This window comes from Ensifer sp. GW821-FHT05G01 (assembly GCF_059419585.1).
Map to the genome: position 1 here is coordinate 227,370 of NZ_JBWKSC010000010.1, position 12,095 is coordinate 239,464.

The 12,095-nt window shown below is 61.7% G+C and carries 13 protein-coding genes; 6 read left to right on the forward strand and 7 right to left on the reverse strand.

What is annotated here, in order from left to right; genetic code table 11:
- Positions 1–358: 358 nt before the first annotated feature.
- The 4 genes from fabF to fabD all read right to left on the reverse strand — a co-directional run bounded on the left by fabF (position 359) and on the right by fabD (position 4,127).
- The gene (gene fabF / locus AC07UR_RS23470) at positions 359–1,624 is read right to left on the reverse strand and encodes a beta-ketoacyl-ACP synthase II (protein WP_173419563.1); all 1,266 of its coding nucleotides are present in this window, start codon (positions 1,622–1,624) and stop codon (positions 359–361) included.
- Between the two features lie 220 nt (positions 1,625–1,844).
- Positions 1,845–2,081 (reverse strand): acyl carrier protein, encoded by a 237-nt coding sequence (locus AC07UR_RS23475; protein WP_003531676.1) that lies wholly within the window; start codon positions 2,079–2,081, stop codon positions 1,845–1,847.
- A 336-nt stretch (positions 2,082–2,417) separates the two neighbouring features.
- A complete protein-coding gene (fabG, locus tag AC07UR_RS23480; protein WP_077498685.1) occupies positions 2,418–3,155 on the reverse strand; it encodes a 3-oxoacyl-[acyl-carrier-protein] reductase in 738 nt (245 codons plus the stop codon).
- A gap of 27 nt (positions 3,156–3,182) precedes the next feature.
- Positions 3,183–4,127 carry an ACP S-malonyltransferase gene (gene fabD / locus AC07UR_RS23485; protein ID WP_209791174.1) on the reverse strand — a complete coding sequence of 315 codons (945 nt, stop codon included), beginning with the start codon at positions 4,125–4,127 and terminating at the stop codon, positions 3,183–3,185.
- A 246-nt stretch (positions 4,128–4,373) separates the two neighbouring features.
- Between fabD and AC07UR_RS23490 the strand changes: the two genes are divergently transcribed.
- The 6 genes from AC07UR_RS23490 (at position 4,374) to rplI (ending at position 8,710) form a co-directional block, all read left to right on the forward strand.
- Positions 4,374–5,417: an aldo/keto reductase gene (locus AC07UR_RS23490; protein ID WP_173419560.1), complete on the forward strand. Its 1,044-nt coding sequence runs from the start codon at positions 4,374–4,376 to the stop codon at positions 5,415–5,417.
- Between the two features lie 14 nt (positions 5,418–5,431).
- Complete coding sequence (locus AC07UR_RS23495; RefSeq protein WP_209791173.1) at positions 5,432–5,944, forward strand: ClbS/DfsB family four-helix bundle protein; 513 nt, start codon at positions 5,432–5,434, stop codon at positions 5,942–5,944.
- Positions 5,945–6,228: 284 nt separating this feature from the next.
- Complete coding sequence (gene rpsF, locus AC07UR_RS23500; protein WP_025426449.1) at positions 6,229–6,675, forward strand: 30S ribosomal protein S6; 447 nt, start codon at positions 6,229–6,231, stop codon at positions 6,673–6,675.
- Between the two features lie 27 nt (positions 6,676–6,702).
- Positions 6,703–6,951, forward strand: coding sequence for a 30S ribosomal protein S18 (rpsR, locus tag AC07UR_RS23505; RefSeq protein ID WP_025426448.1), 249 nt, complete (start codon positions 6,703–6,705; stop codon positions 6,949–6,951).
- A 195-nt stretch (positions 6,952–7,146) separates the two neighbouring features.
- Complete coding sequence (locus tag AC07UR_RS23510) at positions 7,147–8,100, forward strand: DUF2232 domain-containing protein (protein ID WP_209791172.1); 954 nt, start codon at positions 7,147–7,149, stop codon at positions 8,098–8,100.
- 34 nt (positions 8,101–8,134) lie between these two features.
- The gene (gene rplI / locus AC07UR_RS23515; RefSeq protein WP_173419557.1) at positions 8,135–8,710 is read left to right on the forward strand and encodes a 50S ribosomal protein L9; all 576 of its coding nucleotides are present in this window, start codon (positions 8,135–8,137) and stop codon (positions 8,708–8,710) included.
- Positions 8,711–8,783: 73 nt separating this feature from the next.
- Here the strand turns inward: rplI and AC07UR_RS23520 are convergent, their stop codons facing one another.
- From AC07UR_RS23520 to AC07UR_RS23530, 3 genes are all read right to left on the reverse strand, one after another.
- Positions 8,784–9,848, reverse strand: coding sequence for an HlyD family secretion protein (locus tag AC07UR_RS23520; RefSeq protein WP_209791171.1), 1,065 nt, complete (start codon positions 9,846–9,848; stop codon positions 8,784–8,786).
- A 17-nt stretch (positions 9,849–9,865) separates the two neighbouring features.
- On the reverse strand, positions 9,866–11,434 hold the full coding sequence (locus tag AC07UR_RS23525) for an MFS transporter (protein WP_209791291.1): 1,569 nt from the start codon (positions 11,432–11,434) through the stop codon (positions 9,866–9,868).
- A 143-nt stretch (positions 11,435–11,577) separates the two neighbouring features.
- Positions 11,578–12,021, reverse strand: a complete 444-nt coding sequence (locus tag AC07UR_RS23530) for a MarR family winged helix-turn-helix transcriptional regulator (RefSeq protein ID WP_173419555.1) — start codon at positions 12,019–12,021, stop codon at positions 11,578–11,580.
- Positions 12,022–12,095 lie beyond the last annotated feature (74 nt).

The window sequence follows — 12,095 nt, forward strand, 5'->3', positions numbered from 1 at the left end:
CCGAAATTCGCATCCTCATTCTAGCTGCCGCGGTGCGAATTTCGGCCTGGACCGTGGCAGGTATAAATCAAAACGTTTGAGCCGCAGCCAGCCCTTGGGGCCGGCAGTGGAATAAATGGTTTCGGCGCACCCGCCAGTCAACGGCATTTTTTCGCTCGACGACAGCCAGCATGCGCGCGGCAATAGCGATACAACAGACTGTCAGATGTGCCTTGCGCGAACATAGCCGTCAGGCAGTGCCAATCCCCCTACAAAAAGGCGGCACGTCCTCCTGCTACATGCTTGTAGCGAGCAATGCGGCAAAAGCAGGATCAACGGGGCTGTGATGAACATCGCCCCGTTGATAAGCTCGGCATTATCAAGTGCCGGTATAGCGGCGCAAAACCAGCGAAGCGTTTGTACCGCCGAAGCCGAAGGAGTTCGACAGAGCGACATTGATCTCGCGCTTACGGGCAACATGCGGCACCAGGTCGATCTTGGTCTCGACGGAGGGATTGTCGAGGTTCAGCGTCGGCGGCGCGATGTTGTCGCGGATCGCCAGCACCGAAAAGATCGCTTCGACCGCACCGGCAGCACCCAGCAGGTGGCCGATTGCCGACTTGGTCGACGACATGGAAATCTTCGAGGCATGTTCGCCGACAAGCCGCTCGACTGCACCAAGCTCGATCGTGTCGGCCATGGTCGAGGTGCCGTGGGCGTTGATGTAGTCGACGTCGGCCGCCGTCAATCCGGCGCGCTTCAGCGCCATCTGCATGCAGCGATAGGCACCATCGCCATCTTCGGACGGCGCCGTGATGTGATAGGCGTCGCCGGAAAGGCCGTAGCCGACGACTTCGGCATAGATCTTCGCGCCGCGCGCCTTGGCATGTTCCAGTTCTTCCAGGATCACGATGCCGGCGCCTTCGCCCATGACGAAACCGTCGCGATCGACATCATAGGGACGCGATGCCCTTTGCGGATCATCATTGTGCTGTGTCGACAGCGCCTTGCAGGCGGCAAAGCCCGCAAGCGAGATACGGCAGATCGGCGATTCCGCACCACCGGCCACCATGACGTCGGCGTCGCCGAGCGCAATAAGGCGCATCGCGTCGCCGATAGCATGCGCGCCGGTCGAGCAGGCGGTGACGACAGAGTGATTGGGACCGCGCAGCTTGTGGCGGATCGAAACCTGGCCCGAGGCAAGGTTGATCAGGCGGCCGGGAATGAAGAAGGGCGAAATGCGTCGAGGGCCCTTGTCGCGCAGCGTATAGCCACCTTCGACAATGCCTTCGAGACCACCAATGCCCGAACCGATCAGGACGCCGGTTGCAATCTGGTCTTCGTCGTTTTCGGGTTTCCAGCCGGCGTCGGCCAGCGCCATGTCGGCAGCGGCCATCGCGTAGACAATGAAGGGGTCAACCTTGCGCTGTTCCTTCGGCTCCATCCAGTCATCGGCATTGAAGGTGTTGTTCGAGCCATCGCCGAATGGAAGGCGGCACGCAATTTTCGCGGGCAGATCTTCGACTTCGAATTCCGTGACCCTGCGCGCAGCATTGTCGCCCGCGATCAGGCGCGCCCAAGTTGCCTCGGTTCCGCAACCCAAAGGAGATACCATGCCGGTACCGGTGATAACGACACGTCTCATAGTCCGCGACCCACCCTGACTGTTCAATTTCAGAGCCGGATCGGACCACGTGTGACGAACCCGATCCGTGCATCCATTTTAAGTTCTTGTAGCAACGATCAGAGGGAAATGCCGGACCGCATTGCTGATCGAGAACCCGCGCTCAGCACGGGACAGCCCACTTCCCCTGGGCTGGTACGGGCCGCTGAACGCGGCCCGTCTACGGCTTGGCCGTGAAATATTAGGCCTGGGCCTTTTCGATGAACTTGACGGCGTCGCCGACAGTCAGGATCGAATCCGCGGCATCATCCGGGATTTCGACGCCGAATTCTTCTTCGAATGCCATGACCAGTTCGACGGTGTCGAGCGAGTCCGCGCCGAGGTCATCGATAAAGCTTGCGCCTTCGCTGACCTTTTCGGCGTCGACGCCAAGATGATCAATAACAATTTTCTTTACGCGTTCTGCGATATCGCTCATGTCGGAGTTCCTCGACCTTCGTTTCTCTGGGCGCCTTTCTGGCACCGGTACTCTCAATACGCCTGATAGACCAAGACGGTCCAACGGGCAATCCATCCAACCAGAACCGCGGCAAACCCAAGGCAGCCAAGGCTGCCGGACACCTGGCGGGGCCGGTCGACTGCTAACAGTCATGGCCCGATTAACACGGTTTAGGTCTGCCGCAAAGTGCGAAAATGCCTGACAATCGCTTGCTCAACATTGAATTTCAGGCATTTGGCAGGTGATATACCGGAGCATTGCAGGCAGAAAACGCGCCTGTTGGTGCGCGCGCAATGCAGGGCCCCGGACACCACGTCAGATCATTGCCATGCCACCGTTGACGTGAATCGTCTGGCCGGTAACGTAGCCTGCTTCGTTCGAAGCGAGATAGGCGACGGCAGACGCAATCTCGGCGCCGGTTCCCATGCGTCGCATCGGGATCGCTCCCATGATGGCGTCCTTCTGCTTGTCGTTCAGCTTGCCGGTCATGGCGCTCTCGATGAAGCCGGGCGCAACGCAGTTGACGGTGACGTTGCGGGTCGCGATTTCCTGAGCGAGCGACTTCGAAAAGCCGATCATGCCGGCCTTCGACGCACAGTAGTTTGCCTGGCCGGGGTTGCCGGTGACGCCGACGATCGAGGTGATGTTGACGATGCGGCCGAAGCGGCGGCGCATCATCGGATGGGTCAGCTCGCGGGTCAGGCGGAACACGGCGGTCAGATTGACCTCCAGCACATTGTCCCAGTCCTCGTCGCTCATGCGAACGAAAAGACCATCCTTGGTGATGCCGGCATTGTTCACGAGGATGTCGACGCCGCCCAGTTCAGCCTCGGCCTTCTCGCCCAGCGCCTTGACTTCGGCGCGATCGGAAAGGTTGGCCGGGAACAGCTGGACGCGTTCGCCGAGTTCGTTGGCAAGCGCCTCAAGCTTTTCGACGCGCGTGCCATGAAGGCCGACGATTGCGCCCTGGGCGTGCAGCATGCGGGCGATTTCTTCGCCGATACCACCGGATGCACCGGTTACAAGAGCCTTACGGCCGGAAAGATCGAACATCGGATTGATTCCTTATAACTGGAGCACTCAGGCCAGAAGCGCCGAGAGCGCGGTGTCGATATCGGCAGGCGTGTTGACTGTAATGCCGGTGACGGACTTGTCGATCCGGCGGGCAAGCCCGGTGAGAACCTTGCCGGAACCCACTTCATAAAGCGTCGTGACGTTGTTGGCGGCGAACCACTCCACCGTCTCGCGCCAGCGAACCTGGCCCGTCACCTGCTCGACCAGAAGGCGCGCAATCTCTTCGGCGTCACTGACCGGAGCGGCCAGGACGTTGGCGATGACGGGGACGGACGGATTGTGCTTCTCAACCTTGGCAAGCGCCTCGCGCATCGCATCGGCCGCGGGCGCCATCAGGCTCGAATGGAAAGGAGCCGAAACCGGCAGCATCAGGGCGCGCTTGGCGCCCTTCTCCGACGCAAGTGCCGCAGCCTTTTCGACGGCCGCCTTCTCGCCGGAGATTACCAGCTGACCGCCACCATTGTCATTGGCGATCTGGCAGGAGCCGAGAGCGGAGGCTTCGCGGCAGATGGCATCGACATCCGCATGCTCAAGACCGATGATCGCCGCCATCGCACCCTTGCCGACGGGAACGGCCGCCTGCATGGCATTGCCGCGGATGCGCAGGAGGCGCGCCGTGTCGGCAATCGAGAAGGTTCCGGCGGCACAGAGCGCCGAATACTCGCCGAGCGAATGGCCGGCCACGAACGAGACCTTGCTCTTCAGATCGAGGCCCTTGGCTTCCAGCACACGGATCACCGCCATCGACACGGCCATCAGCGCCGGTTGGGCGTTGGCCGTCAGTGTCAGCGTTTCCTCGGGGCCGTTCCACATGACCTCGGAGAGCTTCTCGCCGAGCGCGTCGTCAACCTCGGCAAACACCGCCGCTGCTTCCGGAAACGCGTCCGCCAGATCCTTGCCCATACCGACAGCCTGGCTGCCCTGGCCCGGGAACGTGAATGCAATACTCATGGGATTGTCCCTTCCCTAGTTTTCCTCTCCATTCACATTCCTGAACGGTGAGTCAAGCGCGCAGGCCCGGCTTTGCGGGCTTCAGGCGGCCTTTTGCCCTTGATCTTCGCCAATCAAGGCGTAAGTTTGCCGCGCATCGCCGCCCTGCCCGTTCAACCTCCCCTGGGCTTGCGGCCTTCACCCTTTTCTATCGCGGGCACCCTTCGTCCTGGGTCGAGACCCGCCATCCATAAGGACCATCACGCAATGCGTTACAACACGCTTGGCCGGACCGACATCAAGGTTTCCGAAATCTGCCTGGGCACAATGACCTGGGGCTCGCAGAACTCCGAAGCCGAGGCGCACGAACAACTCGACTACGCCTTCGACAAGGGTGTGAACTTCATCGACACTGCTGAACTCTACCCAACGACGCCGCTTTCGGCCGAAACCTATGGCGATACCGAGCGCTTCATCGGCGAGTGGCTGGCCAAACGCGGCCGTCGCGACGACGTCGTGGTCGCCACCAAGGTTGCCGGCTCCGGGCGACCTTATATTCGCAATGGCGGCCCGATCACCCCCGAGGGCATCGATGAAGCGGTCGACGCCAGCCTCAAGCGGCTGAAGACGGATTACATCGACCTCTACCAGATCCATTGGCCGAACCGCGGTCACTACCATTTCCGCAATGCCTGGTCCTACGAGCCCGCCAAACAGAACAAGGCCCATGTAGCGGCCGACCTCCAGGCGATCCTCGAAAAGCTCGGTGACGTGGTGAAAGCCGGCAAGGTGCGGGCAATCGGTCTCTCGAACGACACCGCCTGGGGCACGATGAAGCTCATCGACATGGCCGAACGCCACGGCCTGCCACGCGTCGCCTCGATCCAGAACGAATACAATCTTCTCTACAGAGCCTACGACCTCGATCTCGCCGAGCTTTCGCATCACGAGGACGTAGGGCTTCTCGCCTATTCGCCGCTCGCAGCCGGCCTGTTGACCGGCAAGTACCTCGACGGCATCAGGCCGACCGGCTCGCGGCTTGCGATCAACGGCGATCTCGGCGGCCGCTTCACGCCGCACCAGGAGCCGGCCGTCGCCGGCTATGTGGCGCTGGCCCGCGAGCATGGGATCGACCCCTCGCAGCTGGCGATCGCCTTCTGCCTCTCCCGCCCGTTCATGGCTTCCGCCATCATCGGCGCAACCTCGATGGAACAGTTGAAGACGGATCTCGGTGCGGCCGGAATGACGCTGTCGCAGGACGTCATGAACGGCATTCGCCGCCTGCACCGACTCTATCCCATGCCGATCTGAGCGCGAAACAGCCCATGTCCGTGCCCCAGACGAAAGCGGAACTGCTCTTCGCCATCCAGACGGAGTTCGCCAAACTCCGCCGCGAACTCGACGGCATAGCACCGGAGCGATTCGCCGAGCCTTCGCTCGATGGGCATGCCAAGGGCACGATGATGAGTGTGGGCGACCTCGTCGCCTACCTCATCGGCTGGGGCGAACTGGTGATCAAGTGGATCGAACGGGACGAGCAAGGCCTGCCGGTCGATTTTCCGGAGACGGGATACAAGTGGAACGAACTCGGCCGGCTCGCGCAGAAATTCTATAATGACTACCAGGCGCTTCCACCCGCCGAACGCCTGTCGCGCCTCGCAGCCAGCAAGGATCGATTGGTCGCCCTGATCGAGGCGCGCGATGACCGAGCACTCTACGGTCAGCCCTGGTACGGCAAATGGCCGCTTGGCCGCATGATCCAGTTCAACACGTCCTCACCCTATGCCAATGCCCGCGGGCGTTTGCGCAAGTGGAAGAAGACCGCGGGAACTGCTTGAAAGGCAAAACCGGGCGAAAAGACCGGCCAAGCCTTGCCTTTCGCTGAAATATGCGTATAAGCGCGCTGTTCGAAATGCCCGGTCTTCTGGCTGGTGGCTGAACGGAGGGCCGGCTTCCTCGAGGGGAGCCGTTAGGATTGCAAGTCTTTCCGGCCTCCCGTGTCTCCGCTCTCGACCGTCTCGATACAACACTTTCTTGCCGGCTGCGTGTCAGCCACTAAGAACAGTCGTTGAGGCTTAGCCGCCGATGTCCGGGCTGATTAACGCAAGAAAGGTAAGCCACAATGGCTCTTTATGAACACGTATTCCTGGCCCGCCAGGACATCACGCCGCAGCAGGTCGACGGTCTCGTCGAGCAGTACAAGGGCGTCCTCGAAGCAAACGGCGGCAAGGTCGGTCGCGTCGAGAACTGGGGCCTCAAGTCCCTCACCTACCGCATCAAGAAGAACCGCAAGGCTCACTACGTTCTCATGGACATCGATGCTCCGGCAGCCGCTGTTCACGAAATCGAGCGTCAGATGCGCATCAACGAAGACGTCCTGCGCTACATGACGATCGCCGTCGAGAAGCACGAAGAAGGCCCGTCTGCCATGATGCAGAAGCGCGACCGCGACGACCGTCCGCGCCGCGATGGCGACCGTCCGGAGCGTGGCTTCGGCGACCGTGGTCCGCGTCCGGACCGTGGCGACCGCGAAGACCGCCCGCGTCGTCCGCGCGAAGACCGCGCTTAATCAAGAAACTTTAGGAGATTAAAGACAATGGCTGAAGTTTCTTCCGCTCCGGTTCGTCGCCCGTTCCACCGTCGCCGCAAGACCTGCCCCTTCTCGGGCGCAAACGCTCCGCGGATCGACTACAAGGACATCCGTCTGCTGCAGCGCTACATTTCCGAGCGCGGCAAGATCGTTCCTTCCCGCATCACGGCCGTTTCCCAGAAGAAGCAGCGCGAACTCGCCCAGGCGATCAAGCGCGCCCGCTTCCTCGGCCTGCTGCCTTACGTCGTTTCGTAACAACGGCTGACCTTCCGTTGGTCGCCTGACTCAACGGAAACCGACTCTGAGGCAAGGCGCTCCCTTTACGTGACGCCTTGCCCTCTCCCTTCCGCGTTGGGCGCGGATCGGAACCCTCGTGTGGAAACACACGGAAATCCCATGTTGGGGCTGACCCTTGGCCATCCCCTAACTGCACGAAGCAGGACAGCGACCGTGAACACCGTGAACAAGACATCGCTGCTGACCGGCGCTCTCGCCGGCGTTACCGCTGCCCTCCTGTCGATGGGCGCGAACACGCAGTCGTCGCTTACGATCGTTCTCTATGCCGCTTCGGCGCTTCCCATTCTTATTGCCGGCCTCGGCTGGGGCAATGCAGCCGCGATCACCGCCATCATCAGCGCCGGCGCGACCGCTGCCGCTCTGATTTCACCCCAGTTCGCGCTGCTGATCCTCGTCGTGACGCTCATCCCGGCCGGGTGGCTCAGCCATCTCGCCAATCTGGCGCGCCCAGCAACCGAGCTCGGCGGCCCTGATGGTGCGCTTGCCTGGTACCCGCTTTCCGACATTCTCAGCCACCTCGCCGGCCTGGTAACTGCCGGCATGATCATCGTCGGCATCATCGTCGGATATGATTCAGGCGTGTCCGACCGCATGGTCGACATTGTCATCGAGGCGGTGAAGGCCCAGGAACCCCTCTACAACCCCGACGCCGCGGCGATTGCGCAGATCAAGTCGATCTTCACGCTGGCCCTCCCGCTCATCCAGGGCGCCGTCTGGGTGGTGATGCTGTTTACCGCCTACTACATCGCCACCCGCATCGTGCAGATGTCGGGCAAGTCGTTGCGCCCGCGCGAAGACATTCCGTCGACGCTGCGCATGCACCGCAATGCGATCTTCATTTTTCTCGGCGGGCTGGTCCTGACCTTTCTGGGCGGCGCTCCGGCGACGATCGGCGCGCTCATCTGCGGAACCTTCGGCGCGGGCTTCCTGCTTGCCGGTTTCGCATCCTTCCACTTCCGCACGCGCGGCAAGTCCTGGCGGCTTCCCGTGTTGTGGATCGCATACCTGTCGGTGCTCGTGTTCACGATCCCGGCAATCTTCTTCCTCCTGACGGGACTGACCGATACGCGACGCACCATCGCGGTCACCCCGGTGGGAAAAAACTGACCTCACCAAACCTGAACTCTGAAAGGACAAGATCATGGAAGTCATTCTTCTCGAACGTATCGCAAAGCTCGGCCAGATGGGCGAAACCGTAAAGGTTCGCGACGGCTTCGCACGCAACTACCTGCTGCCGCTCGGCAAGGCACTGCGCGCCAACGCTGCCAACAAGACCCGCTTTGAAGCCGAGCGCTCGACGCTCGAAGCCCGTAACCTCGAGCGCAAGTCGGAAGCCCAGAAGGTTGCCGAGAAGCTCGAAGGCAAGTCCTTCATCATCGTGCGCTCGGCTGGCGAAACCGGCCAGCTCTACGGTTCGGTTGCTGCTCGCGACGTTATCGAAGTTCTGGCTGCCGCCGGCTTCAACATCGGCCGCAACCAGGTCGACCTGAACCACCCGATCAAGTCGATCGGCCTGCACAACGTTACGCTGCACCTGCATTCGGAAGTCGAAATCGCAGTTGAAGTCAACGTTGCCCGTTCGGCTGAAGAAGCTGAGCGCCAGTCCAAGGGCGAAAGCCTGACCTCGGCCGACGCCATCTACGGCGTTGACGAAGACGCGCTGAAGCCGGAAGACTTCTTCAACCCGGAAGCCGACTTCGACGGCGAAGAAGAATAAGCCTTACTGGCCGTTCTGATTGAGAGAGCCCGGATCCCAGGATCCGGGCTTTTTCTTTTGCGCCGACTTGGCTTCAGCTATGGGCAGGCTCGGCCACGGGCGCGGCGTTCTTGTCGACGCGCACGACGACGGAAAGACCGGGCGACAGCAGATCGGCAAGCGGTTGGCCGGGATCGACCGCGATCCGCACACCAACGCGCTGGGCGACCTTGGTGAAATTGCCGGTGGCATTATCAGGGCGGATGATGCTGAACTCGGAGCCGGCGGCCGGCGAGAAACGCTCGATATGCCCGGTCAGCATGCTCTTTTGCAGTGCATCGACGGAAATGGTCACCGGCTGGCCTGCCTTCATGCCATCGAGCTGCGTTTCCTTGAAATTCGCCAGCACCCACACGTCGTGCGGCACGACGAACAGAAGTTGCGAGCCGGGCGTGACGTATTGGCCGAGGCGTGCGCCGATCTCGCCGAGCTTGCCATCGCGGGGGGCGACGATGCGGGTGTTGTCCAGATCGATCCGCGCCAGTTCGACGGCAGCCTCGGCGCCGGCAACGGCTGCCTGAAGGCCGGCGCGGGCGCCGAGCGTCGTCGCCAGCGCCTGCCGCGAGACCTCCAGGCCGGCCTCCGCCTGATTGACGGCTGCTATCGCTTGCTCGAATGCGGCTTTCGACTGGTCCGCATCGCTGCGGGTCGAGATGCCCTTTTCCGCCAGCGGCCGGATTCTGCCCCAGGATGCCTCCGCTCTGTTGAGCGCCGCTTTCGCACTGTCCAATTGCGCTTCACTTGCGGCGATACCCGCCTTGGCCGACAACTCCTGCTGCCGTGAATTGGCAAGCGATGCCTTCTGGGCGGCAAGTGCAGCCTCAGCCTGCGCCAGCTTCTGGGCGTAGATTCGGTCATCGATCTTGACCAGCAACTGGCCGGCCTTGACCTCCTCGTAGTCGTGCACCGGAACCTCGGCGACATAACCTGACAGTTGCGGACTCATGATCGTCAGGTAGCCCCTGACATAAGCGTTTTCGGTCATCTCCACGGAACTGTGGAACGGCGGCAGCCGCCAGGCATAGAGAACCAGGGTCAGCCCGGAGAGGCCGGCGAGCAAAACGATGATTGTCGTGGGTGAGCGCAAGAATTTCAGCATGGTGGTAACTCTGTTCGTCAAGACGTGAGCGCAGCTGCGGGAGGCACAAGGCGCCCCGCAATCCGCTTGTAAAGGATATGCGCCAGCAGGCCGGCCAAGGCGCAAAGCGCGATGACCGACGCCAGCAGAAAGGCGTCGTTGTAGGCAAGAATGTTCGCCTCTCGGGTGACCTGCTGTCCAAGCAGCGCGACGCCCTCGCCGTCCAGCAGGGCCCTGTCGCCGATCACGCGGCGATAGGCGGCAGCCAGTTGACTGATGCGCTGGGCGATGAGCGGGTTCGACATCACGACCTGCTCGGCCAGTACATTGGAGTGAAACTTCTCACGCAAGGTAACGAAGCTGCCGAAGGCAGCCGTACCGATCAGGCCGCCGATGCTTTGGGTAAAGAGGAAGATGACGATGAAGCTGAGAATGTAGTTCGGCCCCTTCATCAGCGCCGCCTTGAAGCCGCTGGCCATGGCAGGCGGCAGGAAAAGCGCGGTTCCGGCGGCGATCATCGCCTGGCTCATATACATCTGCGCCGGTCGCGTCAGATTGGTCGCCTGGCTGTCGATATAGGCGCCGGCTGCCAGGAGGCTCAATGCCAGGACATGCACGAACGGTGCGTGATCCGGCTTCATGAGTGCGGCGCAGAGCATGCCGCCGGCGATCGATGCGCCAAGAATGACCCAGCAAAGCGTTGCGACCTGTTCGAACTGCAACCCGAGCAGCTGATAAAAATTTGCCGCAATCGCCGACTGCTCGGAGGCAACCAGACGGAAGACCAGCAGCACCGCGGTAAAGTGCAGGATTTCCCTGGAGGCGAGCCAGCGAACGTCGATCAGCGGCAGTTCGCGATTGAGTTCGATCAGCACCACGCCGGTCAGGGTCACGACCGCGATGGCCAGGAGCACGCCGAGCCATGGCGCCTCGAACCACCAGTATAGCCGCCCCATCGTCAGCACGATGGCAATGCAACCGAAGCCGACGGCGACCAGCAGGTAGCTGAGGATATCCGTTCGCTGGATCACCTTCGCATGCGGCACCGGCGTCAGTGGCATGAGATAAATGATTGGCAAGGCCATCAGCGCCAGCGCCATCTCGAGCGTATAGAGCGCATGCCACTGCCCATACTCGATCAGCGTCGGCGAGATCAGCCGGGTGATCGGCGCCGAGATCGTTGTGCATGTCAGCGCCAGGGCGAGTCCGACCGTCAATTTGCGCGCCGGCGGGAAGGCCTCCAGCATATAGAGGAAGCCGAGCGTCGACATGGGGGCAGCCGCAATGCCGCTGATGAAGCGAACGACGATCGCCGAATGCAGATCGGAAACAAAGACGTTCATCAACGAAACGATCACGAAGCCGAGGATGCCGATTTCGGCGAAACGGCGCAGCCCGTATTGCGCACGGATCTTGACCAGCGCGATGGACAGCGAAACATTCGGCGCCATATAGGCCGCCGAGAGCCAGGCGGCCTCGATCGAGGTGGCCGAAAGAGACCCCTGAAGCTGGGTAAGATTGGCCAGCGCCAGGTTCATGCCCAGGCCCTGGGTCAGGAACAAGAGCGCCGAACAGACCACGTAGGTCGATGACCTGGCAACACTCATCGGCTGCGGCGTGGGCGGCGTTGCAACGCTCGGCGCCGGGAAGCGGGAGACTTCGTCTGCGCCTACGGGCGCCTCCGCCTCGCCTTCGACGACGGCGGCCCTGTTGTCGTTGGCTGCAGCGCTCGCGGCGGCACTCATCACCATCATTCCTTGGCGAGCGATTGAACGTTGTCGGCGATGGTGCGGACCACCTTCAGCGCGGCCGCGACCTCGTCAGCGTCGACACCCAGCAGCACCTCTGCCCGGATCTCATCGGCAAGCCTGAGGATCTCGTCGGCGATCGTGCGGCCAAGCTCGGTCATGTGGACCTGCTTGGCCCGGCGGTCCGAGGCCTCAACCCGACGCTCGATAAAGCCCTGCTTTTCCATGCCATCCAGCAGGCGCACGATCGTCGGCGTCTCGATATCGAGTTCGTCGGCCAGTTCCCGCTGGTTCAAGCCATCCTTCTTCGTTAGCGCAAACAGCGCCCTTGCCCGTGACAGGGTCAGTCCGCGTTCCTTGACGCGGGCATCGAACACCGCCCGCAGCTTGCGATTGACCATCGCCAGGGCGTCGAACAATTCGCGATTCACGGTCGGCTGATACATAGTACCTTTTCCATATTAGTAGCATGCTAATTATATTGTGACTATCTAATCCATCCAGCGGCTCTTTTCAAGAT